Below are 26,283 nucleotides of genomic sequence, written 5' to 3'. Positions count from 1 at the left end.
GTATTTGTCCTCTCCTGAAGTCTGTTATTGGTAAACTTCAACATTCAGTTTTTCCTGAGCCTTGGACCATTTTTCGTTCCATTCATTCATAATGTCATCAAAAGATTTGGTGCCATACAAAGCATGTTCCAGAATTTGGCAAACTTTGTAGTCGTTATTGTTGATTCCAATTTCGGATTCATTGTTCACATCATCAAACAATGTTTCTTCTCCTTCTTTTGGTGGGTTATCAATTACAAATTCTACTCCTTTAAAAGAGTCAAGCACACTTGGCATAGGTGCATTCTTAAGTGCCGGAATACTTCCTTCATCTTCAAATATGGGTGACATTTCAAGCAACCATTTGACATAAATCAGAGAAGCAATTTGTCTTTCTTTAGAAATGTCTTTATTGATGCCATATGCATAATTTCCTCCTGCAGTAGCGTACTGCTTTCCGTTAACCGTAATAGGGAATGGCATATAGCCTACATCATCGGGATTGTCTCCTGCTTCCTGCATTTGTTTTACAGCCCAGGAGCCAAGAACCATTGTTCCGATTTCACCTCTGTTCATCATACCCTTACTGCTTTCCCAGTCACTTGTAGATGGGTCATCTTCAATAAGCCCTCTTTTTGTTGCTTCATATAAAACATAATAAACGGCATATGGACCTGTCATATCTTCTCTTTTTGAAAATGGGTTTCTTAGATGTGGAAGTTTATTCATAAAGTCCGGATCTCCTGTAGCAGATCCTCCGATATAAGCATCCCAGGCTCCCATTGTCCATTTTGCTGCGAAATTTGAATACATTGGAACAGCGTCCGTATTGTCTTTAATTTTTTGCAAGGCATCCAAGAATTCATCCGGTGTTTTTGGCATCTCTGTAATCCCTGCTTTTTCAAAAACTTTTTTGTTATACACTATCCCCTGAGCATTTCCGCCATTTGGAATTGCATAAATCTGTCCGTCATAACGATATCTACTTGCGAAATTATAAAGCTCAGAAATTTTGTCCGCATCACCAAAAGAAATAAAATAATTGGGGAACTCATCTTTATCTACTGATGTCGGAACAAAGCAAATATCTCCCCAGTCTCCTGTTGTTAAACGAAGCGTAACGGCTTCTGCGTAGTCTGTTATAGCCTCATATTCAACATTAATGTTGGGATATAACTTTTTAAATTCTTCTGCATAACCTGCATAAACAGTGTCTGCAATATCTGTCCTGTCCGTTAAAACATGAATATCTGCTTTTAAATCTTTAAAATCTTCGCCTAATTTGATGTCATAAATCGCTGGAACTTCTGATTCTCCACTCTGTTGCTTACCATCTTCTGTCACTTTTGATTGTTCAGCCGTATCTGATGTTGTATTTTGTCCATTTCCGCTGCATGCAACTGTTGAGATAACCATTCCTGTCACCAGAAGCAAACTTAAAAATTTTTTCAGCTTCATAATTTTTACCTCCCGTTTTTAACTTAATTATTACTTAATTAGTATAAAACATTACTTAAAAAAATACATCCTATTATATTGCAAATTATCATACTATATTGCACACTTTATATATTTTGACCAACTTTTCTCTTTTATTCACTATTGTGTTTGTGTATATCCCTTAGGATTAATAGTTTAAAAACAGCAAGTTTAATTAATTTTTTTGTGTCTATTCAATCTACCTATGTCTTGTTTTCCCTTTTTTGATATATATACTTATCTTTATTTAACAAATTTAATTTATGATAATTAAGTTAAATTAACTTGATTGATGCTCAATAAAAAAATATAATATAATCAACACTATAAATCTGAAAGAGGAGTCAATATGTTTGAAGATTATTTTCAAAACTTAATCAATTACCTCAAAGAACATTCAAATTTAACCTCTCACACCATAGATCAAAATCTTTTGCAATTAATCGATGTTTCTCCTTTTGCAGAAAAGCATTGGTATTTTGCCAAATTATTAATAAATACTTTCGTTACATTTCCATTTTATCTGGCGTTGCAGCCTCTCGATATGTATTGCTTATTGCATACTGTAGAAGGTCAGGGGCAATTAAACTATAAAGAGAAAACATATATTTTAAATCCTGATTCCTTTGCCTTCTTTGACTGTAATAATTACTCTGTATTAAGTGCACAAAAATTAAAGCATTGGCATTTCAAAGCTCTGTTTATTAATGGTCCAAGTCTCTTGGCCTATTACAAGCTGTATCATCAGGATGATTACGTTGTATGCCCTAATATTTCAGATATCAGTCTCATTTCTATCGTTAAAAAAATATTTGAATGCTATACATCTATTACAGAGACCCAGGAGATGATCGCTTCCAAACTGATAACTGATTTACTCACACAATTAATTGTTTCAAAAGAAAAGGATTTGGACCGTTTAAATAAAATACCAGCCTATATTTTAGAAATAAAAAAATTATTCGATGAAAAATACAGAGAGCAGTACAATTTAGAAGAACTTGCGAAACAATATCACATCAGTAAATATAAACTTATTCGTGATTTTACAAAATTTTTAAATCATTCTCCGATCAACTATTTAATTCTGCAGAGAATTTCAGCTGCAAAATCTTTTCTTAGAAATACTGATGATACTATTAATGAAATTGCATTAAAAGTTGGCATAGAAAATATTAATCACTTTATCAATCTTTTCAAAAAATCCACAGGCGTTACTCCTATGCATTACCGAAAACTTTGCCGTTCAAATGCAATACAGTACCTGGAAGAATAAAATCCATGTTATACAGACAAACAAAAAAATAGCAGAGAACGTTAGGATTAACTTTCTCTGCTATTTCTTGCATTCAAGTTTTTTACACTTTCTTTTATAACCATATGACCCGTTACAATCTGAACGCCTTTAACATAATCTTTTCCTTTTATTTTTTTAAGTAATGTCTTCACACATAAACCTGCCATTTTATCCATGTCCACAGCATAGGATGTTATCTTTAAATCCGTCACATTAGGGAAGAGATAATCATCAAATCCAACTACAGATACATCTTTGGGAACTGATAATCCTTTTTCCACTAATTTTTTAATGAGCATACTGGCAGTAAAATCAGAATTACAGGCAAAAGCAGTAGGCATCTTTTCTGGTAAAGTTATTTCAAAGCATATATTCGTTTCTCTGACTCTATCCGGTATAATCCATTCCTCTCTCAACTTTATTCCATTTTCAAGCAAAGCTTTTTGATAACCAAAATATCTGTCTGTAATACTGCTCGTCGCAAGAGGAGTTCCTACAAAAGCAATATCTTTGTGACCCATTTTTATTAAGTAATTCGTCAAAACGTACATTCCATAGTAACCATCTGAAATCACTGTATCATACTCCATGTGGGTATTATAATGATCCATACACATAATTGGAACAGTCCCTGAATTCCAGAGAAAATCCAAATACCTATCCTTTGTCTGACCAATAATAATTACTCCATCCACTTTATGATCCTGTATCATCTTAGGAAGTTTTTTGGAATCCTCGTCTTCCTGAGTTAATTTTTCTATAATGCCATAATAGCCATTGGCACTCAATTTCGTAATAACTTCCTCATACATAGTCCAATAAAATGACCCAGCTTTCTCAATAAACCGAGAAGGAATAAGGACTCCTATGTTTCCAGTGCCTGTTTTAGGTTTTGACACAGATGCTGGTTTATATCCCATCTCTGCCGCCAAGGCCTTAATTTTCTGCCGCATTTCTTCACTTACGCCGTCTTTATCTGCTAAAGCTTTAGAAACCGTTACATTGCTAACTCCTAATTTCTTGGCGATATCTATTAATCTCACTGATTTAGCCATACATTATCTCCTTTATTGCATAATCCATAGAATCTAAAATAAGAATACATTTTTTATAAAACAATCCAAAATAATTCTTACTTAAAATTTCGAATAAGAATCCTGTTTTACTATATTCTAACTTACTCTAATCATTAAATCAAGCTAATTTAGCAATTGAATCAAGCTAAATTTAATTTATTTATCAATTAAACAAAATAATTCCTTGTCTATCATTTTAGACAAGGAACTATTTCTTCATATACGTAAATATTTTAATTTATTGGAGTAAAGGTAACTTTTGCTACATCAGAAGTAACTGCTTTAATCTCATCATAATATATCACAGATTCCAGCACAAATATCTGACTATCTGCCCCTTCAGGCAAAATAGCATTACACCATAACCCAAAACTTTGAATATTACTCGGATCAAAAATAGCATTTTTATTGTCTCTTCCTGCAAAACTTGAAAACGGAATCGTCACAAGCATAGGTTCTGTTGAACCATTAAATTCAGGATATTCATTAAGGTATACTTCAAAAGCCTCTCCTGCAGATTGAACCTGGATAACGACTTTTTGCTTCTTGCCATCAGGCAATATCCATAACTGCAATGCATTCTTGCTGGACCAGTCCGTTTCTATAGTTTTAACTACTCCAGCATATCCGCCTGCAATAAGTTTATACTTGAATTCCAAACCATATTGTCCCGCATATTTATTCGTCTCTGACAACGAAGGTTCAACTGTACACCCTGTACCATTTCCTGTATTCCAAACGGATCTTAAAATCAAATCTTCACCATAGTAATCTTCGAAACTGCCAATGACAAAAGGATCAACAACTGGTTTCTGCATATTATATTTAAGATTAATCTTACTTATCACTTCATCATTAACAACCAAAGCAAGGGTCCCGGACGTTTCTCCAAGCTGTGCAATTTGCTCTTTCGTTAATTGTGCAGAATATCTGTTATCCGATTTTTTTATTGCCGGAACTTCTTGTATCAAGTCACCAGCTTTATTTTTTGCAACAAATTTCACATCTGTATTACTTTCATCATCAATATTAAATACACTTGCTTCAACATCCATTGTATCCAGCGCATAGCTGCCGGAAACAGGTGATCTAAAATAACCATATACCTTATCATTTGAATCAACAGTAACTTCTATTTCTGAAAAATCCCCCATTTCTTTGGCAAAGACAGAACGCCCGTCATTATAAAAATCAATAAAATAATCCAACATTTCATGCCCTTTAATTGTATTACCTGCTTTACTTGTTACATATGGCGTATAGAAGGCACCATCTTCTCCCCAGTTCGCCCAAACTAAAAAATAACAAGCTTCGGATGGAGCCACAGCTTCTAACACTTCATTGAACCAATCTTTTCTTTCATTCCCTGTTTTAAGAAGTGCCAGATTACCATTGGCTACTCCTGTTTCTGTCACTGCAAATAATTTATTATGCTGTTTTGCAAATGTGCCAACAATGTTAATTTGATCTTTTAGATTTTTAATAAATAAGTCCCCTTCTGCAGGCTGTGAATGATACATATCAAATCCAACCATATCTACATATTCATCCCCGGGATAACGTTCTTCATAGTCTTCAACACTGTTCGCTTCGCTGCCAGGTCCATAAACATAAATAAAGTTGTGTACATCTTTTTCATCCCTCAGATATTCTACAGTATATCTGTATAAATTTTTATATGCTTCTGCATCACAAAAAGCTTTGCCCCACCAGAACCAGCTTCCTGTATTTTCATGAAAAGGCCTGAACAATACACTGATATTGTCCTTTTCAAGCGCTTTTGCATAAGCGGCAATCATGTCTAAATATGCCGTATAATATTTGTTTAAATCTTGTCCAGGCATAATTCTGGTTACAATATCTCCAGTCAATACTGGTGAAGAATAACCAGAAAAGTTGTAACTTCCATCTTCCAATATTCCTACTGTGTCCGATGTATGATCCCCTGGCTTCTGATTCTCTACTCTTTTAGCGATTATTTCAAAATTAGGCATATGCGAAGTAAGTGCGACAATTGCTCCTTGTTCAACCGCCTTCTTTGTACCTTCTGCTACAGCAGCTACACGTTCTGCCAACGGTGTTTCCCAACTAATCGAATCAAAATCAGCTCCTGTAAGAGAAAGACTATCCACACCATATACCGCTGCTATAGAACCTGTTATATCCTTAACATCCGATTCAGTTCCTCCGCTAACACTGCCAGCTTTGTGATTAATATCATTTTGATGGCCAAACAGTACTGAATCTGTTTTTCCAATCGCTTCAAGATATGCGTATAACTGCGCTGTTGCCTTAATTGCCTTATCATCTACAAGTTTTACTTTATCCGGTGTCTTTTGAGTAATTCCATTGGCAACGATTGAATCTTTATTTACAGCAATTGGCGTTTGTTCAATTATACTTTTTGTTGCTACAACATACATATCTTCTACTTCTTTATATGCAAATGTGATATTGTCTATATATACTGCACCTTTATAATCTGTATTCTGACCTACTATGCCAAGGATTAAATCTGACACCCTATTTTCATCATTTTTAAATTCTAAAACCACTGTAACCTTTTTAAGTCCGTTTCCATAATCTTGAGCATTGACCAGTTCAACAGAACTTATTGCATCTTTATTTCCTGCTACTAACTTAATTGCAAAAGATCCTTTTGTCATCTGAGCAGGATCATAAATGAAATCAAATGATGCTTGATTATATCCTGACAAATCTTGTTCTGACGGAAAACTACAGGCTATTTTGGCTTCGCTCCATGAGGCATTTGCATTGTTGGAATAATCCAAATCAACCTTCATTGCCTTTAGGACATCATCATAGCCAATATCTAATCTCCCGGAATATTCCCAAGATCCTCCATTAGTCCATGAAATAATGTCATCAGGAGAGCTAAATTCAAATTTTAAAAGCTCCTTATCTAAAGCAAAAGTCCATTTTACAGGCAATAACGTTCCTATCATGACACAAATTAATAAAACTGCATAAAACCTTTTTATTTTTTTTGCAAACATATTTTCCCCTCCCCTATACATTAATTTGCAGATTTATTAAATCTTAAAATCTTACTTCCTGCATTGCCAATACAAGGTTTCTTCCATAGACCTCTGAACCAAGTGCATTAGGATGGAGATTGTCTACGAAATATTCGGATGCATGGGGTACAAGGCTAAAACCTTCAATTACAGTAATATTGGAATACTTGGCACAGATCTCTTTAATCTTTTGACAAAACTCTGCAAGTACCTCCTCTGCATCTGGCAAGTCCCCTCTCCAAATTGGTGTGATGCAAAGTACTGGCGTATTCCCATAAACTTCTGATAATCTTTCATAATATTCTTCTATAGCCTCCATACTTTCTGTTCTGTATTGATTTGTTCCCAATGCAACAATAATTTTATCAGGAGAATATCCTTCCATAGGAACAAGTATATTTTTATCATATACGTATCCACCTATCCCCTGATTAATAATATCATAGTTAAGCAAACGATTAGCCACACTGACATAGGTCTGCCCGGAACGTAATGGACCACAACCTTGTGTTATAGAATCTCCCATCCACAGAACTTTCTCCTTTTTTTCCACAGGAAGCACATCTCCATTGATCTCAAAATTGCGTATCAGAATGGTGGCATCAACAGGCAAATAGACTACGACTTTCTTTTCTCCGGCAGGCATTTCAAAAGATAATTTTCCCTCTTTCTCTAAATCTTTTACGTAATATATTTTTGTGATCAATCCGTCAATTGCAAGTTCAATAGAATCCTCTGATTCAATCCATATAAATTTGTACTCAAAAGAAAATTGTGTTGCACTTGTAGTAAACTCAAGGGTTTTTGCATTAGAAGCCTTAGATCTGGCATACCATTCTTCCGAAATTTGCTTAAAATACTCCATCTGCTGCTGAGTATATTGAAATGTTTGTAAATATCTATCCTCAGTTTCGCAAATGCGATATGCTCCATAGTAAATCTTCTTCAATTGTTCATTTATTTCTTTCATCGAAATTTCACCCCGTATAAAAATAGTAAGCTGCAAATAGGCAGAGTCTTATCCGCATATTAAATGAGTTCAAAATCAATAATAGAGTGGATCTGACCAAATCCCACCCCAACTGTGATAAAGAATCTACAAATATGAAATAGAAGTTAGCCCTGATTTATATAATACATTCTCTCGTAAAATCTATTTCTCGTAAATTTCAATATTCAATTTTTCCTGAGCCTTAGACCATTTTTCATTCCATTCATTCATAATATCATCAAAGGCTTTTGTACCATATAAAGCATGTTCTAGAATTTGACAAACTTTATAGTCATTGTTGTTGATTCCAACTTCAGATTCATTATTAATATCATCAAACAATGTTTCTTCTCCTTCTTTTGACGGATTATCAATTACAAATTCCACCCCTGCAAAAGAGTCGAGTATACTTGGCATTGGTGCATTCTTAAGTACTGGAACACTTTTTTCATCTTCAAATATAGGTGATTCTTCAAGCAGCCATTTAACATAAAGGAGAGAAGCGATCTGTTCTTCTTTAGAAATATCCTTATTTATACCATATGCATAGTCTCCTCCTGCAGTAGCATATTGCTTCCCATTAACTGTAATGGGGAATGGCATATACCCTACATCATCTGGATGATCGTCTGCTTCTTGCATTTGCTTTACAGCCCATGAACCAAGAACCATCGTTCCAATTTCACCTCTGTTCATCATACCCTTACTGCTTTCCCAATCAGTTGTGGATGGATCCGCCTCAATAAGACCTCTTTTTGTTGCTTCATATAAAATATAATAAACTGCATATGGACCTGTCATATTTTCTCTTTTAGAAAATGGATTTCTTAGATGTGGAAGCTTATTCATAAAATCTGGATCACCTGTAGCTGTTCCTCCAATATATGCATCCCAGGCCCCCATTGTCCATTTTGCTGCGAAATTGGAATACATTGGTATAGCATCTGTATTATCTTTAATCTTTTGTAATGCATTCAAAAATTCTTCTGGAGTCTTTGGTAACTCTGTAATACCTGCTTTTTCAAAGACTTTTTTGTTATATACAATTCCCTGAACAACTCCAATATATGGAATCCCATATATTTGTCCACTGTAACGATAATTATTAGTGAAATTATAAATCTCAGAAATTTTATCTGCATCTCCAAAAGGTATAAAATAGTTTGGTAATTCACTTTTATCTACTGATGTTGGTATAAAGCAAATATCTCCCCAATCTCCAGTTGTTAAACGAAGTGTAGCTGTTTCTGCATAATCCGTTATAGCTTCATATTCAATATTAATATTGGGATATAGTTTCCTAAATTCTTCTGCATAGCCTGCATAAACAGTATCTACAATATCTGTTCTATGTGTTAAAATATGAATATCTGCTTTAAGGTCTTTAAAATCCTCTCCTAACTTGATGTCATAAATAGCTGGAACTTCTAATTCACCGCTTTTTCCTTTTTCTCCTTCTGCCACTTTTGGTTGTCCGAGATCTCCTGTAGTCATACTTTGCTTACTACCACTGCAAGCAGTTGCTGAAATTACCATTCCGGTTACAAGAAATAAACTTAATAACCTTTTCCATTTCATAGTTTTACCTCCTTAATTTAAGTAAATTGTTACTTAAATTAGTATATATCATCACTTAAATATTTTCATTAAATTATCTTGCAAATTATTGTATTATATTGCCTGATTTATATATTTTTGATAACCTTTTTCTTTTATTGCATATCGCTTTTGTGTATATTCCTTAATATAAATGATTTAAACATAATTATTTGTATTAATTTTCCCTAAATCTATCTAATCTAACAACTCCTTTTTACACAAATCAATTCTTTTGTATTAACGAATCTAAGCTAAATTAACTCATTTCTTCTCAATATTGAATTAAAATATAAACGAAAACGTTATTTTCCCTTCCTGTTTCACGGGCATTCTTTTTATAATTTTTCAACAAATAAAAAATTGCTTATAAAAAAAGAGCCTTTTTGGCTCTTGAATTAAAAAGTAAAAATAATGGTAAATAGGATTATGACATTATAAGATCACTTGATTTTACTCATAATACTTTGGCATATAAATCATTACCTTAAACAAATCACCGTCAACTTGTATATCAAATCTTCCTTTTTGAATTTCTATCAAGCTTTTAGCAATGGACAGACCTAATCCACTGCCTTCACTGCTTCTGGACTCATCTCCCCTTGTAAAACGCTCCATTAATTCATCGGCAGAAATATTAAGCTCATAGGCTGAAATATTTTTTAAAGCAAGGAGTACTTCGTCACCTAAATCCTCAATGTCTATATATACCCTCGAACCTTGAAGCGCGTATTTAAATATGTTAGATAATAAATTTTCGACCGATCTCCAAAAAAGCCGTCCGTCAGCCTTTATATATATCGCTTCCTTGGGATGGCTCATCTTAAAATCCAGCTGACTGGCTTCAATCTTATCATTCATCTCTCCTAAGCCCTGAGTGAGCAAAGAAACAATATTTATTTTCTCTAAATGGGTTGGAATGTTTCCACTGGAAGCCTTGGCTGCTTCAAACAAATCATCGGTTAAAATCTTTAGCCTTTGGGCCTTTTGATCCAGTACTTCAATATATTCTTGTACTTTTGACGGATCCGTTTCCTTCTTTAATAAACCAACGTAGGTGATAATGCCCGTTAAAGGTGTTCTAATATCATGAGACACATTGGTAATGAGTTCCGTTTTTAACCGTTCACTTTTAAGTTCGTTTTCTACAGCATTTTTTAAACCATCGGTAATACTGTTTATATTGTCTGCAAGACTTTTAAACTCTCCCTTACTATCAATCTCTATAGTATGTTGAATATCCCCGTTTTTAATGATTTCTACTCCTTCTTTAATGGCATAAAATTCTCTTATCTTTTTTAGTGCAAACCAAGCCGCTGCACCTATCGTCACTGGAAATATAAAGATGGTTATAGCCACTAGAATAGGATAGCCAATTACTAATAATATAACTTTTACTCCAAGGTTTCCGCTATCGTATACTTTCTTTATAAATTGGTAGACACTATATAAAATTCGAAAAACTAAGGTATGCTTTATAAAAGTTCTATTTTTAAAATGCTTGATCAAGGACAGAACTAATATTAAACCCACTGTAGCGATAGGTACAGTTATAGGAATGATTACCATTGAATAGTTTCGAATATCCCAACCGTCTAATAGTAAAAACCACAACATTATAAGTCCTAGGCACAATACCGAATTGATATCAGTATATAGGTTATCAACAACATTCAAATGTACTTCCTGATCTCTAAAGGACTTTCTTCCAATAATCCATGCTAAATATAAAAATGACACGATCAATCCCAATAAGAATCCTGCCAGTCGATATAAACTATTGGCAGCTATTACTTTATCGGACTTCCATTGTTCTATTCTAGGATTTATAAAGTCTTCTGTAAAAGCAATATACATCACGTGATCATCTATACCTGCCTGATCAATCGTTGATGCAATCCAATAATAATATCTGTTATTATAAATTTCTAATGGATAAACTTCTTGTTCATAATTTTCAAAAATCATATAAGAAGGATGGGATTTAAAATATTCTTTTGATATATTGGTTGTATTCTTATAGATATTTGTACCATCGTTAATATAGTATAAAACTCCTTCATAATTTTCTATCCGTTTGAGGAGCAAATGATACTGCCTTAACTCCTCTTTAATCATTTTTTCCTTTGCCTTAATAATCTTATCTGCGTATACCTCTTTAAACAAAACATAATTTTCCTCTTCACTTAAATTAGGATTATAGTCTTTTGAGTTGTTTTGAAAATCATAAAATAATTCTATTTCTGTATTTCTCATTTCATCTTCTGAAATGCTTCCACCGTTTAAAATATGTTCTTCACTTTTATATTGCTCTGTAAGCATTTTTAAATCTTTTAAAATCGTATTGGTTTCTGACATATAGCTGACACTATGAAAATAACTTTCTTGAAAAGCCATTTTAATGTCATTATTTTCTAATAACGCTATATTCAATAAAGATGTAATAACACCCGTAAAACATGTAATCACCATCACAAATGTAATTATTTTCGTTACGATGGAATGACTATAATTTCTCCACTTTGTATCCAATTCCCCACACCACCTTCAAATATTTTGGTTCTTTTGGATTAATTTCTATTTTTTCTCTTATTTTTCTTATATGAACTGCCACTGTATTTTCCGGGTTAATCGCTGGTTCATTCCATGCTTTTTCATAAATTTCCTCTATGGAAAACACTCTTCCGGCATTAGCTGTTAAAAGTCTTAATATCCTGTATTGCACCGGAGTAAGACGAATTTCCTCTCCGTCTACGGTTACGGTTTTGCTTTCGTCATCGACTACCAATCCCCCTGTTTTATATACATTGGTCTTGGTTTCAAGGCTTCCCAGGCTTGTATATCTTCTCAGCTGAGATTTAACTCTGGCAATAATCTCCAAAGGATTAAAAGGCTTTGTGACATAATCATCCGCTCCCATATTGAGTCCAAGTATTTTATCTGTATCTTCCGATTTGGCAGAAAGCATGATCAGAGGTATATTTTTCTCCTCTCTGATTTTTATCGTAGCCCGTATGCCATCCATCTTAGGCATCATAATGTCCATAATAATAAGATGAATTGGCTTGTCTCTGACTATTTGTATAGCTTCCAATCCGTTATATGCTTTGAATATTTTATATCCTTCATTTTCTAAATAAATAGCTATTCCATCTACAATAGCCTTGTCATCATCACAGATCAATATATTCAATACAATCACTCCTGCATATGTATTTTCTCATATTATATCACCCCTTCAATTTGTGCTAAAAGAATAATATCAATTAAATCTTAACAACGCCCATATGCAAATCTTAAGATTTTCTTAACATTGATTAAATAAAAACCCTTTTAGAGTATAAAGGATCATCTGCCTTACCTCTAAAAGGGTTACGAGCTCATCTTATAAATAATTAAAAAATATTTTCTACAGTTTGCTCCTTTAATCGAATAAAACTTTCCATTGTGGATCCATGGCTGCCCGAAAACACATCGCAATTTGCTCTCTGGTATTTTTTTCTTCCGCCAGCTTAGGCAATTCATCCAGAGAAAAATATCCACTTTCCAAGGTTTCGGAATTCTTAGCAAAACTTCCTCCAACAAGTTTACACAATACAAAGACTTTACAGATGCCATAAGCATAGATTGGTACATTATGCTTATTGCGATCCTGAATTGCAATAACACGATCGGCAATAACATCCAACCCTGCTTCTTCTTTCACTTCTTTTTCCGTATTAGATTTAATGGATTCATTGACATCTACCTTCATACTGTTTTCATTTATTGAATATTTGAACCTCAAAAACATACACAAAAAAGATAGGAATAACTTTTCCAAATGTTATTGACAAAGTTGTTATATTGTATATAATGAGTATATACAATATAACGATGGTGATAACGATGAACATAATTATAAGCAACTCAAGCAATCAACCTATTTATGAGCAAATTGTATCTCAGATCAAAGCACTGATTATTTCGGGTGAACTCAATGAAGGTGATGCTCTTCCATCCATGAGGCTTCTGGCTAAAGAACTCAGAATCAGTGTAATTACAACAAAACGAGCTTATGAGGAATTAGAAAAAGAAGGTTTTATTGTTTCTATTACAGGCAAAGGAAGCTTTGTTGCTTCCAAAAATCTGGAGTTGATTAAGGAACAGCAACTGAAAGAAATTGAAAATCATATGCAGGAAATTATTGATTTGGCTAATCTCTACGGAATCAGCTTGGAAGAATTAATTGAAATGCTGACACTGATGTATAAAGGAGAGTAATGTATGGAATACGCATTGACTTTAGAAAATGTAACTAAAGAGTATAAAGATTTTAAATTGGATCATATCAACGTTTATTTGCCCAAAGGCTGTATCATGGGCTTTATAGGAGAAAACGGAGCTGGGAAAAGCACTACAATCAAACTGATTATGGATCTAGTGAAGCGGGATGAAGGAAAAATTACGATTTTAGGAAAAGATAACAAGACCGAATTAAATTCCATCAAAGAAAACATAGGTGTTGTCATGAACGAATTATGTTTTCCTGAAAACTTAAATGCAAGAGAAATTAATAAAATCATGAAAAAAGTATATAAAACCTGGGATGAGGATCAGTTCCACAGCTTTATTCAGAAATTCTCAATCGCTGAAAGTAAATTAATCAAGGAATATTCAAGAGGCATGAAAATGAAACTAGCCATAGCCGTTGCCCTATCCCATGATTCTAAAATACTCATTTTAGATGAAGCAACCAGCGGTCTGGACCCCATTGTAAGAGAAGAGATTCTAGATATATTTTTAGAATTTATTCAGGATGAATCCCATTCGATCTTTGTTTCTTCTCATATTATCAGCGATTTAGAAAAAATCTGCGATTATATCACCTTTATCCATAAAGGCAAGATTGTACTTTCAGAGCCTAAAGATGAATTATTAGAGCGCTATGGAATATTAAAATGTACAGAAGAAGAATTTGAGCAAGTCAATCCTGCTGTCATTAAAGGAGTAAGGAAAAATAAATTTGGAATAGAAGCATTAGTTTTAAAGAATGAGCTAAAGGGAAACTATGTTATAGACAAGGCGGATATTGAAGATATTATGATATTTTATATAAAGGAGCAGATGGTATGACAGGTCTTATATTAAAAGATATTTATAATTTAAAAAGGCATTCCAAGGTATATGTTATTCTTTTAATATTTTACTTTTTCCTGAGTAGAGCCAATGGCAATGCTACTATGTTCGGTTCAATGCTCTCCATACTAGCAGTTATGCTTCCCATCACTGCAATGGCTTATGATGAAAAAAATAATTGGGACAGGTATGCCCTGACGATGCCATTATCCAGAAAAGATTTAGTACTCAGCAGATATATACTCGGTCTAATATTTGCCTTAATAGCTTTTATAATCTCCATCGTATCCAGTTTATTATTCAATAAAGAATTGTTAATGGAAAGTATTATAGCGGATATAAGCATTCTAAGTTCTGTACTACTATTAATAGCTTTTGTTTTTCCAGTACTTTTTAAATTCGGAATTGAAAAAGGCCGTACTTTAATGATAATTATATTATTCGCTCCAACCATGCTTCTAGTATTTCTTTCAAATTTAGGAATAAAATTACCAGATGAAGAAGCATTAAAACCTCTTTTATATTTCTCACCTGTTGCCATTATCATTATTTTTATACTATCCATATTCGTTTCAATTTCCATATACAATAAAAAAGAATTTTAATAAAAAGCCGGGCCAAAGGGAGTTCAACTTAGGGATTTACGAAAACAAGTGAATTATTGACCGACTCTCTTCAAGCGGAGACTCGAAAGCAAAGACTGCACCGAAGGATAAAACCTTTAGTGCAGTCTTTCTTTTATACTTTTTTATCTGCTGTATCTTTTCATCTTTAAATAATAGGAAACATCAGCTCGATGCCAAATCCTTGTCCCGATGTCGATATTGATTCAATATTTACCTCAACCGATAATGCTTCGGCATACTTTTTTACGAGGTATAAGCCCATACCTGTTGCGTTCTGTCGATCCGGATGGCTTCCGGTAAACCCTTTGTCAAATAAGAATGGGAGATCTTCCAGTGGAACACCTTTGCCATTATCTCGGACGGCAAGATGTATTTTACCATCATCCTGAGTGTCCGACCAACTTACGACGTGTATAGTGCCGTTGACAGACGCTGTATACTTAAAGGCATTGCTGAAAAGCTGCGAGAGCATGAAGGTAAGGACTTTTTTGTCGCTTATAATCTGCAAATGTGATAGATTTAGCTGTACATCAATTTTCTTTTCATCAGATATTGCGCGAAAATCTTCAAGGCACTCCTGTACGCAGTCGCTTAAATCCAATTTCACAAATCTATAATCCACATGGTCAGCCTGAAGCCGAGCATAGTATAATATTCGATCAACATCGTTGTTAATAGTACAGCGTACATACTCCATCCGATTATAAACATATGCTGACATTTCTTCCCTATGGTTGGCTAAAACCAATGTTGCAAGAGACAGAGGTGTTTTGATTTCGTGCGTCCATGCCTCGATAAACTCCTGATAGTTTTGCAGTTCCAGTTGTTTGTCTTTTATCGTTTGGGATTGCTCTCTCAACTGCCCTGAAGCTATCCATATTGCGGGATGCCAAGATTCATCCACTGTTGCCAATAAGCGTTGTTCCGTTTCTTCATCCAGGCTGTTCAGAAAAAGTTGCAGTATCCCTATCTGTTTTTTTTGTTTTATTCGGGCAATCCAGTAACCTGTAGAAAAAATAATGGCGGTAAAAAGCAAGATAATAAAAATAATACTTCCGATGGTGTCTGGGCCTATCAGCCATGTTAGAAAAATAAAAAACAGGTCCGTTAAAAGTAATAAGATAAACCAATGCCTTTCCGCTTTCAAACTCATTTTCTGTCGCTTCACGGCTTGCTCACCTCCAGTCGGTAACCTTGGCCGCGAACAGTTTGTATCATATCTCTAAGGCCGATAGAATCCAAGCTCTTTCTCAGCCGGGTCATATTTACTTGAAGAATGTTTTCGTCAACGTACTCTTCGCTACCCCAAAGCTCTATAAGCAATTTCTGTTTTGAAACAACGGATGGATAACATTCAAGCAGAACTTTTAGAATTCTTCCTTCCGTATCTGATAAGACAACATGAGCATTTTTCCAAATCACTTTATATGTGTCAATATCTAATACAATGTCTCCTGCTTGTATCAGGTTTCTCACTTTCCCGTATGTTTGAAGCAATCGCTCAGCACGTGCTATGAGCCGGTCAGGGTGGCATGGTTTTGTAAGAAAATCATCTGCACCAAGCCCCAATGCGTACAATTCATCTGATAGGGTATCGCGCGCTGTTAAAATAAGAATTGGGAAAGAAGCTCTCGCTTTAAGCCACTTACATAACTCAAATCCAGATTTACCCGGAAGGTTTATGTCTAATACTGCCAAGTCGGGGTTATTGTTCAGTATTTCTTTTTCGGGTGCGTCAAAAGAAGAGATACTCGATACTGAGTACCCCTTCTTTACGAAGGTATTGACAAGTTCTTCTCGCAAGTAAATATCATCTTCGATGACTATGATCTTATTCAAAACGCATCACCCCCGATCTGTTACCCGTAATGCTTGTATTTCACGACTGCTGGCGTGTTCCACAATGTGAATATAAATGCATTCTATCACAACAAACAGAATAGCGGAAATTCCTGCAATTACAACAACTTTTGACATCGATGTTCCTACTGGCAATTTTAGAAAGCTTGTAAACATCGACCAGATTGCGAAGATGGAACTGCATACCGCTACGCTAAGCGTCAAAGCAAAAAACAGTCTGATTTGCGATCTTGCCGATTTGCGAAGCTCGTTTACATTGGCTCCAAGCATAAGCAGGGTAATGTAACGGTGCTTATTTGCCCGTTGTTGCATCAAATATTTCAATCCGATTACTGTGTTTGCAATTACCATGAACAATACACCAAGATAGATGGTCAGGTAACTTGCGGCTACGGTATAAAAGAGATTTCTGCCAATGCCGCTTATATAGCTTTCATATTCCAAGCCTGTTCCCATGATGTTTTGTTCCATCAATTGAATTGCCTGCATTAAGCCCTTTTCATTTACGACCTTATGATTCAGCACAACATTCCAGCAGAAAGGGGTGCTGGCATCAGAAACCCAATTTCGGTAGTCTTCATCAGAAACGATTAAGGCGCTGCTGAGTGTGATTTTGCGGTCAGCAACCACATTATCATAGTAAACGCTGGATAATAGTTCGTATTTTTGACCGTCAACTTCGATATAAGCTCCAAGTTCCAGTGCGCCATTCAGAATGTTCATAAAGTCACCGCTGTCCTTCATGGAAGTGTACAGCGCAACTTGATTCATCTTCAGTTGAATCTGCTCTTTACCGATCGCCTGTAAGAGTTCGTTGTAGCTGGTTTCTGAAATTAAATACGGGCCTGATCGGTCAGAAAAGTTTTCAATCATATTATTTCTCAGATTCGTTTCGGGCAGTTTTTCGAGGGCAGCATTGAGCCCGGTCCAAGAAAAATCACGGGCATTTGGCTCGCTTCTCAGTACTACACCGGTATTATCATACAGGTTTGTATTCATACGACTTAAAAACATAGGATAATATACAGCAATCATTGATTTACTTGCTTCCGAATCTAAAACCCTGCGCACTTCCTGTTCGCTTCCATCAATAGAAAAATCCACTGTTCTAACTTCCGTCGATCCTCGGCCTGAAGCAACACCTATACCAAAGGATACGCATGCTAACGCCATTACTAAAAGCAAGGACGAAATTGCCAGTGCTTTGTACTGATGAATTACATTCTCCTGAATCTGTCGGCCTGTAAAGGTAAACAATCCTGAACGCATTGGGCTTTTCTGTTGGATGTTATGACCAATGAATACGCCCATACCCCGATACAGAATAAAGGTTCCACCCCCACCAAGGATAATAATCAGCATGACAATGTTAAAATCAAAGCTTCTTAGCATCGTAACTCCAACCACATATGCTAAAATCAGGAACATCAGACCAACACCAAAGCAGAGCCATCCCGTTTTTGCTGATAGTGGCACTTGCTTTTCGGGGGAATCCGAGCGTAGCAGTTCCATTGGCTCTTTGCGACTGAATGAAGCGCTCAAAAACAACATAGCTATCATTTGAACTGCTATAAACCCGACAACTGTTCCAAGCACAGCCGATATGGAAAACGAAATTCTATGCCCGATTATACCAAGTCCGACCAGCTTTGCCGTTGCAAGACTAATCCCCTCCGTGAGGAGTAACGAAATCGGCAAGCCAATCAGAATGGATATTAAGCTGTTCCAAATGGTTTCACTCATCAGCATAGCAAAAAGCGTGCTTCGTTTCATACCAAGCATCAGATACAACCCGAATTCTTTTTTGCGATTGTCTAACTGATAACGGTAAGCGAAATAAACCAGAAAAAAAACAAAGAAAAGCGAAATCATATAGACGACTGGAACCAATAGCATAAGTTTGCTAACAGCATCGCTCTCTATCGTTTTCAAAAAACGCATGACATCCTGGTCACCCAAAGATAACAATGTATAAAATGCGACAATTGCAACCACCAAGGAACTGAAGAATAAGCCATTGTTCTTTCGATATTTTGCGGCGTTCCGTCGAACATGTTTAAAGAACATTTGCGCTTCCTCCTCCCAGTTGTGCCATGACTGTCACAATACGCTCGTAAAAACTGTCGGAGTTTTCCGTTTCAATGTTCTTTCTAAGCTCATGGAACAGGCGGCCGTCTTGGATAAAAAGGATACGAGAGCAATAACTGGCGGCATTTGCATTATGCGTAACCATGACAATTGTTTTCTTCTGCTCCTTGTTGATAGCAGAAAGCTTATCCATGAGAACCTTGGAATTTTTACTATCAAGTGCGCCTGTCGGCTCATCTGCCAGCACAATGCTCGGTTTTGAGATAAGAGCCCTGGCAGCCGCCACGCGCTGCTTCTGTCCGCCGGACATCTGGGATGGGAATTTGTCAAGAACATCCGTAATATCAAGACGATTTGCCAATTCCTTAAGCTCCTGTTCGGCTTGATGACCTGTCACACCATGGAGAGATAACGGAAGAATAATATTTTCTCTCGCCGTTAAGTTGTCCAAAAGCTCAAATTCCTGAAACAGGTATCCGATTTCTTGACCGCGATAGTCAGCCAACTGTACACCTTTGAAAGAAGAAACATCATTATTTTTAAGTAAAACCCTTCCCGAACTGGGTTTAATCATGGTAGCAATGCAGTTGAGCAGTGTTGTTTTCCCAGAGCCACTGGCCCCCATAATTCCAAGAAATTCGCCTTCAAGCACGTCAAAACTGATTCCTCTGAGGGCTTCTGTCTTATTATCGCCCTTACCATAGACTTTTGTGACACTATCAACTTGTAAAACTTTATTTGAATTCATTTTATAACCTCCTGACTTTCTTACTCCTAATTATAACAAATGTCACAAAGGATAAACACTTACAGTTGATGTAAGGTATTGCTCCTTCTTAAAAATAAAAAAATAGCCAGGAATAGTAGCAATATCTATTTGTTATTCTTTGTTTTCTACTTCAGCCGCCTTCTTCCGAGCATAGCTGGCACGTCTGTTCCTACGATTACGCTCCGCTTGACAATCCCAAGTATCGCAATATAGCTGACGACTTGAACACCTTACAAAATACTTCCCGCAGGCAAGGCAGGACAGTATCGAGCCTTGCGATTCAAAATAGTCAAGGTCCTCATCAACTGGTGGTGCAACATCCGCCACTATTCTTGAAAAGGTATACCAACAAATATCAAAAACAGACTGAACATCTGCGCCAAACATCACCTTGCCGGTTTTCTTATCTAACTTCAACCGCATTCGAAAGTCCGGGAATATATCAATGACCTTGAAGATCAGATCATTGTAATCTTCTAAAACATGGTCCTTGTATTCCTTATCGTCTTCATATTTACTATATCTTTCTAAAAAGGAAAGGCTGTCACGAAGCCTACCTTCGTAATATAGATTTCTTGCATTATTAACATTACCTTCATACTTCAAGTTATCAAGGATGTAATACAACTCGAAGACAGTACCAAGATCGCACAAATCCTTGATAAACCTTTTTATGCTGAAAGTAGCATCCTTCTCAATAATATCCCTGTAAGTGATGTGTGCGTTCTTCTCGCTTTCGAGGATTTCGCAGAGACTATCAATATCATATGGATGAATATTGTTTCTACACCAATCCCAGACGGTATCTGAAATCGATTCAGTGCTGTCTGGGTTATTTAATTTTCCGTAAAGATTACACAGACTAACCAATAGCTCCTGTCCGGTAAGCGAATAATCAGTGCCGCTTTCCGGAGCATGAAGGCCTGTGAAAACGGGCTTTAATACTTCGCCGTCATCGTCATAGTCCGGAACATACTCTGGAAATCGCACAGCTCTATATATCATCTCGCCAACGCCCCCAATTTCAACGAAACCGAGATTTTCTACCGGCAGTTTTTTCATGGCAATCATCCTTTGAATGTAATCGTTATTGTAAGCGATGAAAATTTAACATCACTTACATTGTATTATACAATGGCATTGAAAACAAGAACAAATTGTAAAACCACTTAATTTCCGGTTCCTTGACAACTGAATAGTCCGCCCGCGAGAGATACTTTTGCAGCGTAACCGCCACGATGGTGAAAGCCGGAGCGCTTCTGCTGCAATCGGATACGGGGAGACCACGAGCAGGTGGCTGCCTCAGGAACGGTAGCGAACGGTGGATGTAGAAACCGAAACAACTATCAAGATAAGGAGGAAAGAGTATATGGAAAAGACAACCATGAGTGTGCAGGAACTGTCGGCGCAGATGGGCATTAGTCTGCCGAAGGCCTACGAACTTGTAAAAAAGCCGGGATTTCCAGTCATACGGGTTGGTACAAGAATCCTGATTCCGGTTGAAGCTTTTAAAGAGTGGCTGGTCATAAACTCGGCGCACGAATAATGGCAGCACAAAATGCAGCAGAGAGGAGGTGGACAAAACGGCAAACGCAATGCAGGAACTGATGGATATGAAGATATGGTTTCTTTGGCGCAAAGAAATGGATGGCGACCGTATCAACAAAATTCCCTTTGCTGCTGGCGGTGGGGCGACAGGCACTAATGAAAAATACCGGCACACATGGGTTACCTACGACGAAGCACTTAGCTCACTGACTAAGCAAAGCGCTGCAGGCTTAGGTTTTGTAATACCTAAAGGCTACTTCTTCCTTGACATCGACCACAGGCCTATCACAGATCCCTTCGTACAGATACTGCTTGAACGTTTTAACTCCTATACCGAGCGTTCCGTCAGCGGAAATGGTATTCATATTTACGGTAAGTGTAATTTTGAGAAACTACCGACTTATGCAGACAAAAACGGCAATCCCAGACTAGATAAAGCTTACTATATGAAAAATCCAAGCAATCATTTGGAGCTTTATATAGGCGGACTTACAAATCGCTTCGCAGCTTATACTGGTGACATGATTCTGAATGAACCGCTCAAAGAAAGCACAGCAGCCATCTTGCTCACTCTCGATAAGAACATGAGGAAGTCCAAGAAAGCAAAATACAGCCAAAAACGTGACGGTGACCGCACCTATTTCGATATTGTCTGTAACTTACGCAAACAGAAAAACGGAGATAAGTTCAAGAAACTATATGACGATGGAGATATCTCCGGATATAACTCTCACTCCGAGGCTGACGCGGCGCTGTGCGCCATGATTGCATTCCGTACCGGGCCAGATCCCGCTGCTATTGATGAAATCTTCCGCAGTTCCGCCCTCTATCGCGAAAAATGGGAGCGTGACGATTACAGAGAAGCCACAATCAATGCCGGTATCAATGCCTGTCATGGCATTTTCCATAAATCCAGGATGGAGCATCCGTACTTCATCAAATTTCATGAACAGACTGGTGAACCTTATGTCAGCGTTCCGCTCCTTGCAAAGTACGTACGCGAGCATCTCCGCTATGTGCTTGTAAGGGATAACGGAAAGCAGGGCCTTTTGAAATATGTCTACGAAAACGGCTGTTATCGGCTCTATGCCGACAATATGCTGATGGGCATTATCAAGCAGTACATAGCAGATTATGACGAGGAACTTGTGAGAATGGGCATCGTCAGCGAAACTTTACAGCATATCACCACTGACCTTAATTATGTTAGCCAGGATGAATTGAACGCCGATGAGGATTTAATCAACTTCAGAAATGGCCTGCTCCGTATCACTGCAGATAACGCCATTCTTGTACCACACTCCCCGGATATCCTCTCCACCATTCAGATTCCGTGCAACTGGGCGGGAAGGGAAACACCTACGCCGGTCTTCGACAGGTATATGCACACCCTCACGGACGGAGACAAGGCCATAGAACACCTGCTCCTTGAGTTTATCGGTGTATGCATCTCCAACATCAAGGGATGGCGAATGAAAAAAGCGCTTTTCCTTGTCGGCGATGGCGACACCGGCAAATCGCAACTTAAAAGCCTTGTGGAACGGTTGCTCGGCAAGGGCAACTTCATAGGAATCGACCTTAAGGAGATTGAAGCGCGTTTCGGCACCGGCGCGATATATGGCACACGCCTTGCCGGTAGCTCGGATATGAGTTTTCTATCCGTAGATGAGTTGAAAACATTTAAGAAAATTACCGGCGGCGACAGCCTATATGCCGAGTTCAAAGGACAGCAGGCCTTTGAGTTCACCTACAACGGGCTGCTCTGGTTTTGCATGAACAGACTTCCCAAGTTTGGCGGCGATGATGGCAAATGGGTCTATGACCGTATTATGGTGGTGCGCTGCCCTAATGTCATTCCAAAGGACAAGCAGGACAAATCACTCCTTGACAAAATGTATGCCGAGCGTGATGGCATCGTCTACAAGGCTGTTAAGGCGCTGCAGACGGTCATTGCAAACGGGTACAGCTTTTCCGAGCCGGACAGTGTAAGCCTTGCAAGAGAGCAATATATGTCGGAGAACAATACTGTGATCTCCTTCTATGAGGAATGTATGTGCAAGCGGTCAGAAGGCAAGTTTAATGATTCCGCTACAACGAGCCGCATCTACGATGTTTACAGGGCATGGTGCCATGACAACAATAACGGCTTTGCCAAGACAGCCAAAGAGTTCAGAGAGACATTGGCATCCCATCTCGGCTGCACCTTTAAGGAAATGACCGTTCATACCAATAAAGGCACCTATTATAAAAACCTCACCCTCACTATTGAGGCAAAGGAGCAGTACAAGAAGGCTTATGGTTATGACAGTACGGATTTTCTTGCTTAAAAGTGACAGAAGTGACAGTCGAGTGACAGTTCTCACAGGCAACTGTCACCGCGAAAACGCCCATATATCAAGGGTTTCCAGCCACAAGTGACAGAAGTGACAGTCTTTCAAACTTCTTGGCGGGAAAAATAAAGTTTGGAAAAGTACAGAGAACAAGGAAAAGATTATGAGCAGTGCGAGTATGAAATGAAAAGTTCTGTCACTTTCGTCACTGAAGCTTTAAAAGCCTTGCCGCAAGCCGCTTTCCAGCGTGACAGTTCATCAAAACTACTGTCACTGAACTGTCACTTCTGTCACCGGAGGGAGGAACAGCTATAGTGATACGTCATGATCAGCGCTCAGCAGTCAGATCTACAGGAAATATCATCAACCACATTCAAACATCTTAATTTTGAGGAGGGAAAAACATGAATTATCCGCTTATGAAAATGAATAAGGAAGGCACTCTATTGCGACCGCAACATACTTACTATTCCGATGAGTATGCCCATGCCATGTGCGACCTGCATCTTTCCGATGTTGTCATCGAAGACGATAAAGGAAAGTTAAAATTGCGATACCGCCTCCATGCAAAGCATCCTCATACCATTGAAGGGGCTATGGAATATAACATTCTGTGTCCGAAATGCCACCACCACTTGAAACAGGTAGGAAGATCGCTCAGCTACCATGACCTCGGTCTCTATGCCTGTCCATTCTGCGATAAGATTTAAGGAGGGAACGCCATGAGTTATACTGAAGTCAGAGTATATACCGGTCAGCCGGAATACAGCAAGCACTTCTGGAATGCCATGCGCGGCCAGGAAAACGATTATTCTGGACTTTCCGAAGGCCGCAGCAGCGATACAGGTACTTATGTCATGCCAAATGCCACAAATAACAAATATGAAGCAGCCATCAAAAACGAGAGCCTGTTCAGAAAAATCGGCACAATCTTTAACGTATATGAAGGCAGCTATCACATCCTTGCAAAAGAATACGATGACCTTGCGCAGTTTGTACCGGAAGGCGGCACTATCCCTGTTTTTGACGGACTAAATGATTTCATTCAGTACACTGTTGAAAGCCATAAACTCGCTGCTCTTGTAAAAATGAATTCGGACTTTGTCCGCGATGCCGCATTCGACATCGAAAGCTACCTTGTAAAGCGCCTTGCCAGGAACTTTGCCAAAGCTGAGGACAACGCCTTTATTAACGGTACCGGTGTGCATATGCCGACAGGTATCTTAAACGATGCAAACGGTGCTGAGGTTGCCTATTCCGTCGATGAAATCACCTATGATCATATAATCCGCCTGTACTTCTCTGTGAAGCCGAAATACCGCAAAAATGCTGTATGGCTCATGAACGATAAGACAGCCCTTGCCCTTCGCACAATGAAGGATGAAGCCGGAAACTACCTCTGGCGCGACAGCGATGATACCATCCTCAGTAAAAAGGTATTTATATCAGAGTTTATGCCGGATATGGAGTCTGATTCAAAGCCTATAGCCTTCGGTGATTTTAGCTACTACTGGATCATCTGCAGAAGCCCTGTCAGCGTGAGGGCACTCTCAGAGAAGTTTGCCCTGCTCGACCAGATGGGTTACCTTGCCTTTGAATTTGTTGATGGAAAACTTATTCGCCCGGAGGCAGTGAAGGTAATTCAGATGAATACCGAGACCAACAGTTAAAACATACGAGAAAAGGCACAGTGGAATATCCTGCTGTGCCTTTTCTCTAAAGAATAAACTTTCCCAAGATGAAATACACACCAAATTTATTTTAATTATATGAATTTTATCCCGGTTGTTCCTTTAATACCCCGTTTGAATTTGCGTTTTTTCCTACGAAGCCCCACGCCCGTTGCACGGTCGAAAGGGTGTAAGGATTAATTACCCCCTACCCCCAAGGTCAGAAAGGAGGAGTGCCTTATGGCTGAGAAGACCATCTGCGTTACCGAAAAGGTAATCGGTGATACTCTCTACATTATAGAATCAGCAGTCAGTAGCACTGCCAAAGAAACTGCCTATGACAAGCTGAAACGCATGATACTTAACGACACAGCAAAGCTTGAATTAAATAAGGCTTCTTAATCAAAATAACTTGACTTATTCGCGGCAGTACGGGAACATAGAGTACCGCTTGAAGACTGTCGGAAAGGAGGTAAACATGAATAGCAGGCAGTCTTATACTGCTGTGAAGAATAACGATAAAATAACCGCTCTGTATTGCCGTCTTTCACGAGATGACGAACTACAGGGTGATTCTAACAGCATTAAAAATCAGAAGACCATTTTACAGAAGTACGCTGATGACAATGGTTTTACAAACACTGAGTTCTTTGTGGATGATGGCTATAGTGGTACGAACTTCGACCGCCCGGATTGGCAGCGCCTTATCTCCCAAGTGGAAGAAGTGGATTTATGTCAATATAGTAGACACAAAAACTCAAATTTTTATGCAGTTTTTCTTAAAGCATCTTCAAGCTGTTGAGGAGTCATATAACCGA

At 37.6% G+C, this 26,283-nt stretch carries 23 protein-coding genes; 10 read left to right on the top strand and 13 right to left on the bottom strand.

Features of this window, described 5'->3' with window-relative positions; genetic code table 11:
* Positions 1-24: 24 nt before the first annotated feature.
* On the bottom strand, positions 25-1,437 hold the full coding sequence (locus tag JOD07_RS12720) for an ABC transporter substrate-binding protein (RefSeq protein WP_158740380.1): 1,413 nt from the start codon (positions 1,435-1,437) through the stop codon (positions 25-27).
* 370 nt (positions 1,438-1,807) lie between these two features.
* On the opposite strand from JOD07_RS12720, the gene JOD07_RS12715 reads away from it, so the two are divergent.
* Positions 1,808-2,734, top strand: a complete 927-nt coding sequence (locus JOD07_RS12715) for an AraC family transcriptional regulator (protein WP_158740379.1) — start codon at positions 1,808-1,810, stop codon at positions 2,732-2,734.
* Positions 2,735-2,781: 47 nt separating this feature from the next.
* Here the strand turns inward: JOD07_RS12715 and JOD07_RS12710 are convergent, their stop codons facing one another.
* From JOD07_RS12710 to JOD07_RS12680, 7 genes are all read right to left on the bottom strand, one after another.
* On the bottom strand, positions 2,782-3,810 hold the full coding sequence (locus tag JOD07_RS12710; RefSeq protein WP_204614236.1) for a LacI family DNA-binding transcriptional regulator: 1,029 nt from the start codon (positions 3,808-3,810) through the stop codon (positions 2,782-2,784).
* Positions 3,811-4,064: 254 nt separating this feature from the next.
* Positions 4,065-6,848 carry a glycosyl hydrolase gene (locus JOD07_RS12705; protein ID WP_204614235.1) on the bottom strand — a complete coding sequence of 928 codons (2,784 nt, stop codon included), beginning with the start codon at positions 6,846-6,848 and terminating at the stop codon, positions 4,065-4,067.
* 43 nt (positions 6,849-6,891) lie between these two features.
* A complete protein-coding gene (locus tag JOD07_RS12700) occupies positions 6,892-7,839 on the bottom strand; it encodes an SGNH/GDSL hydrolase family protein (RefSeq protein WP_158740376.1) in 948 nt (315 codons plus the stop codon).
* Positions 7,840-8,022: 183 nt separating this feature from the next.
* Positions 8,023-9,438 carry an ABC transporter substrate-binding protein gene (locus tag JOD07_RS12695; RefSeq protein WP_204614234.1) on the bottom strand — a complete coding sequence of 472 codons (1,416 nt, stop codon included), beginning with the start codon at positions 9,436-9,438 and terminating at the stop codon, positions 8,023-8,025.
* 471 nt (positions 9,439-9,909) lie between these two features.
* Entirely contained in the window at positions 9,910-11,988 is a 2,079-nt protein-coding gene (locus JOD07_RS12690) for a HAMP domain-containing sensor histidine kinase (protein ID WP_158740374.1), read from the bottom strand.
* Positions 11,963-12,655: a response regulator transcription factor gene (locus tag JOD07_RS12685; protein ID WP_465220797.1), complete on the bottom strand. Its 693-nt coding sequence runs from the start codon at positions 12,653-12,655 to the stop codon at positions 11,963-11,965. Before JOD07_RS12685 ends, JOD07_RS12690 begins: the two co-directional genes overlap by 26 nt.
* Before the next feature lie 225 nt (positions 12,656-12,880).
* Positions 12,881-13,249, bottom strand: coding sequence for an NUDIX hydrolase (locus tag JOD07_RS12680; protein WP_204614232.1), 369 nt, complete (start codon positions 13,247-13,249; stop codon positions 12,881-12,883).
* Between the two features lie 95 nt (positions 13,250-13,344).
* On the opposite strand from JOD07_RS12680, the gene JOD07_RS12675 reads away from it, so the two are divergent.
* The 3 genes from JOD07_RS12675 to JOD07_RS12665 are packed head-to-tail and all read left to right on the top strand — an operon-like array spanning position 13,345 to position 15,179.
* On the top strand, positions 13,345-13,719 hold the full coding sequence (locus JOD07_RS12675; RefSeq protein WP_158740372.1) for a GntR family transcriptional regulator: 375 nt from the start codon (positions 13,345-13,347) through the stop codon (positions 13,717-13,719).
* Between the two features lie 3 nt (positions 13,720-13,722).
* Positions 13,723-14,571 carry an ABC transporter ATP-binding protein gene (locus JOD07_RS12670; RefSeq protein WP_158740371.1) on the top strand — a complete coding sequence of 283 codons (849 nt, stop codon included), beginning with the start codon at positions 13,723-13,725 and terminating at the stop codon, positions 14,569-14,571.
* Positions 14,568-15,179, top strand: coding sequence for an ABC-2 transporter permease (locus tag JOD07_RS12665; RefSeq protein WP_158740370.1), 612 nt, complete (start codon positions 14,568-14,570; stop codon positions 15,177-15,179). The genes JOD07_RS12670 and JOD07_RS12665 overlap by 4 nt, the downstream gene beginning before the upstream one ends.
* Before the next feature lie 166 nt (positions 15,180-15,345).
* Here the strand turns inward: JOD07_RS12665 and JOD07_RS12660 are convergent, their stop codons facing one another.
* The 5 genes from JOD07_RS12660 to JOD07_RS12640 form a co-directional block, all read right to left on the bottom strand.
* The gene (locus JOD07_RS12660) at positions 15,346-16,353 is read right to left on the bottom strand and encodes a sensor histidine kinase (protein ID WP_207756966.1); all 1,008 of its coding nucleotides are present in this window, start codon (positions 16,351-16,353) and stop codon (positions 15,346-15,348) included.
* 11 nt (positions 16,354-16,364) lie between these two features.
* Positions 16,365-17,039, bottom strand: coding sequence for a response regulator transcription factor (locus JOD07_RS12655; protein ID WP_204614230.1), 675 nt, complete (start codon positions 17,037-17,039; stop codon positions 16,365-16,367).
* Positions 17,040-17,045: 6 nt separating this feature from the next.
* Positions 17,046-19,127 carry an FtsX-like permease family protein gene (locus JOD07_RS12650; protein WP_204614228.1) on the bottom strand — a complete coding sequence of 694 codons (2,082 nt, stop codon included), beginning with the start codon at positions 19,125-19,127 and terminating at the stop codon, positions 17,046-17,048.
* On the bottom strand, positions 19,117-19,896 hold the full coding sequence (locus tag JOD07_RS12645) for an ABC transporter ATP-binding protein (protein WP_204614226.1): 780 nt from the start codon (positions 19,894-19,896) through the stop codon (positions 19,117-19,119). Before JOD07_RS12645 ends, JOD07_RS12650 begins: the two co-directional genes overlap by 11 nt.
* A 132-nt stretch (positions 19,897-20,028) precedes the next feature.
* Positions 20,029-20,979, bottom strand: a complete 951-nt coding sequence (locus JOD07_RS12640; RefSeq protein ID WP_204614224.1) for a hypothetical protein — start codon at positions 20,977-20,979, stop codon at positions 20,029-20,031.
* A gap of 307 nt (positions 20,980-21,286) precedes the next feature.
* On the opposite strand from JOD07_RS12640, the gene JOD07_RS12635 reads away from it, so the two are divergent.
* The 6 genes from JOD07_RS12635 (at position 21,287) to JOD07_RS12610 (ending at position 26,267) form a co-directional block, all read left to right on the top strand.
* Positions 21,287-21,463 carry an excisionase family DNA-binding protein gene (locus JOD07_RS12635; protein WP_204614223.1) on the top strand — a complete coding sequence of 59 codons (177 nt, stop codon included), beginning with the start codon at positions 21,287-21,289 and terminating at the stop codon, positions 21,461-21,463.
* A gap of 49 nt (positions 21,464-21,512) precedes the next feature.
* Complete coding sequence (locus JOD07_RS12630) at positions 21,513-23,792, top strand: DNA primase family protein (protein ID WP_204614222.1); 2,280 nt, start codon at positions 21,513-21,515, stop codon at positions 23,790-23,792.
* A 407-nt stretch (positions 23,793-24,199) separates the two neighbouring features.
* Complete coding sequence (locus JOD07_RS12625) at positions 24,200-24,505, top strand: hypothetical protein (protein ID WP_204614221.1); 306 nt, start codon at positions 24,200-24,202, stop codon at positions 24,503-24,505.
* Positions 24,506-24,517: 12 nt separating this feature from the next.
* Positions 24,518-25,465, top strand: coding sequence for a phage major capsid protein (locus tag JOD07_RS12620; RefSeq protein ID WP_204614220.1), 948 nt, complete (start codon positions 24,518-24,520; stop codon positions 25,463-25,465).
* 240 nt (positions 25,466-25,705) lie between these two features.
* Positions 25,706-25,867 carry a transposon-encoded TnpW family protein gene (locus JOD07_RS12615; protein WP_204614219.1) on the top strand — a complete coding sequence of 54 codons (162 nt, stop codon included), beginning with the start codon at positions 25,706-25,708 and terminating at the stop codon, positions 25,865-25,867.
* A 76-nt stretch (positions 25,868-25,943) separates the two neighbouring features.
* Positions 25,944-26,267: a recombinase family protein gene (locus tag JOD07_RS12610; RefSeq protein WP_334299667.1), complete on the top strand. Its 324-nt coding sequence runs from the start codon at positions 25,944-25,946 to the stop codon at positions 26,265-26,267.
* Positions 26,268-26,283: the final 16 nt, after the last annotated feature.

This window comes from Defluviitalea raffinosedens, assembly GCF_016908775.1.
GTDB lineage: Bacteria > Bacillota > Clostridia > Lachnospirales > Defluviitaleaceae > Defluviitalea > Defluviitalea raffinosedens.
This window is presented reverse-complemented; position numbering and strand designations above follow the sequence as displayed.

Coding starts and splice junctions, on each gene's coding strand:
- JOD07_RS12675 (WP_158740372.1), top strand. CDS start 13,345: ATGAACATAATTATAAGCAACTCAAGCAATCAACCTATTTATGAGCAA.
- JOD07_RS12715 (WP_158740379.1), top strand. CDS start 1,808: ATGTTTGAAGATTATTTTCAAAACTTAATCAATTACCTCAAAGAACAT.
- JOD07_RS12640 (WP_204614224.1), bottom strand. CDS start 20,979: ATGAAAAAACTGCCGGTAGAAAATCTCGGTTTCGTTGAAATTGGGGGC.
- JOD07_RS12710 (WP_204614236.1), bottom strand. CDS start 3,810: ATGGCTAAATCAGTGAGATTAATAGATATCGCCAAGAAATTAGGAGTT.
- JOD07_RS12625 (WP_204614221.1), top strand. CDS start 24,200: ATGAATTATCCGCTTATGAAAATGAATAAGGAAGGCACTCTATTGCGA.
- JOD07_RS12610 (WP_334299667.1), top strand. CDS start 25,944: ATGAATAGCAGGCAGTCTTATACTGCTGTGAAGAATAACGATAAAATA.
- JOD07_RS12645 (WP_204614226.1), bottom strand. CDS start 19,896: ATGAATTCAAATAAAGTTTTACAAGTTGATAGTGTCACAAAAGTCTAT.
- JOD07_RS12720 (WP_158740380.1), bottom strand. CDS start 1,437: ATGAAGCTGAAAAAATTTTTAAGTTTGCTTCTGGTGACAGGAATGGTT.
- JOD07_RS12615 (WP_204614219.1), top strand. CDS start 25,706: ATGGCTGAGAAGACCATCTGCGTTACCGAAAAGGTAATCGGTGATACT.
- JOD07_RS12705 (WP_204614235.1), bottom strand. CDS start 6,848: ATGTTTGCAAAAAAAATAAAAAGGTTTTATGCAGTTTTATTAATTTGT.
- JOD07_RS12665 (WP_158740370.1), top strand. CDS start 14,568: ATGACAGGTCTTATATTAAAAGATATTTATAATTTAAAAAGGCATTCC.
- JOD07_RS12635 (WP_204614223.1), top strand. CDS start 21,287: ATGGAAAAGACAACCATGAGTGTGCAGGAACTGTCGGCGCAGATGGGC.
- JOD07_RS12695 (WP_204614234.1), bottom strand. CDS start 9,438: ATGAAATGGAAAAGGTTATTAAGTTTATTTCTTGTAACCGGAATGGTA.
- JOD07_RS12620 (WP_204614220.1), top strand. CDS start 24,518: ATGAGTTATACTGAAGTCAGAGTATATACCGGTCAGCCGGAATACAGC.
- JOD07_RS12670 (WP_158740371.1), top strand. CDS start 13,723: ATGGAATACGCATTGACTTTAGAAAATGTAACTAAAGAGTATAAAGAT.
- JOD07_RS12650 (WP_204614228.1), bottom strand. CDS start 19,127: ATGTTCTTTAAACATGTTCGACGGAACGCCGCAAAATATCGAAAGAAC.
- JOD07_RS12680 (WP_204614232.1), bottom strand. CDS start 13,249: ATGTTTTTGAGGTTCAAATATTCAATAAATGAAAACAGTATGAAGGTA.
- JOD07_RS12700 (WP_158740376.1), bottom strand. CDS start 7,839: ATGAAAGAAATAAATGAACAATTGAAGAAGATTTACTATGGAGCATAT.
- JOD07_RS12660 (WP_207756966.1), bottom strand. CDS start 16,353: ATGAGTTTGAAAGCGGAAAGGCATTGGTTTATCTTATTACTTTTAACG.
- JOD07_RS12630 (WP_204614222.1), top strand. CDS start 21,513: ATGCAGGAACTGATGGATATGAAGATATGGTTTCTTTGGCGCAAAGAA.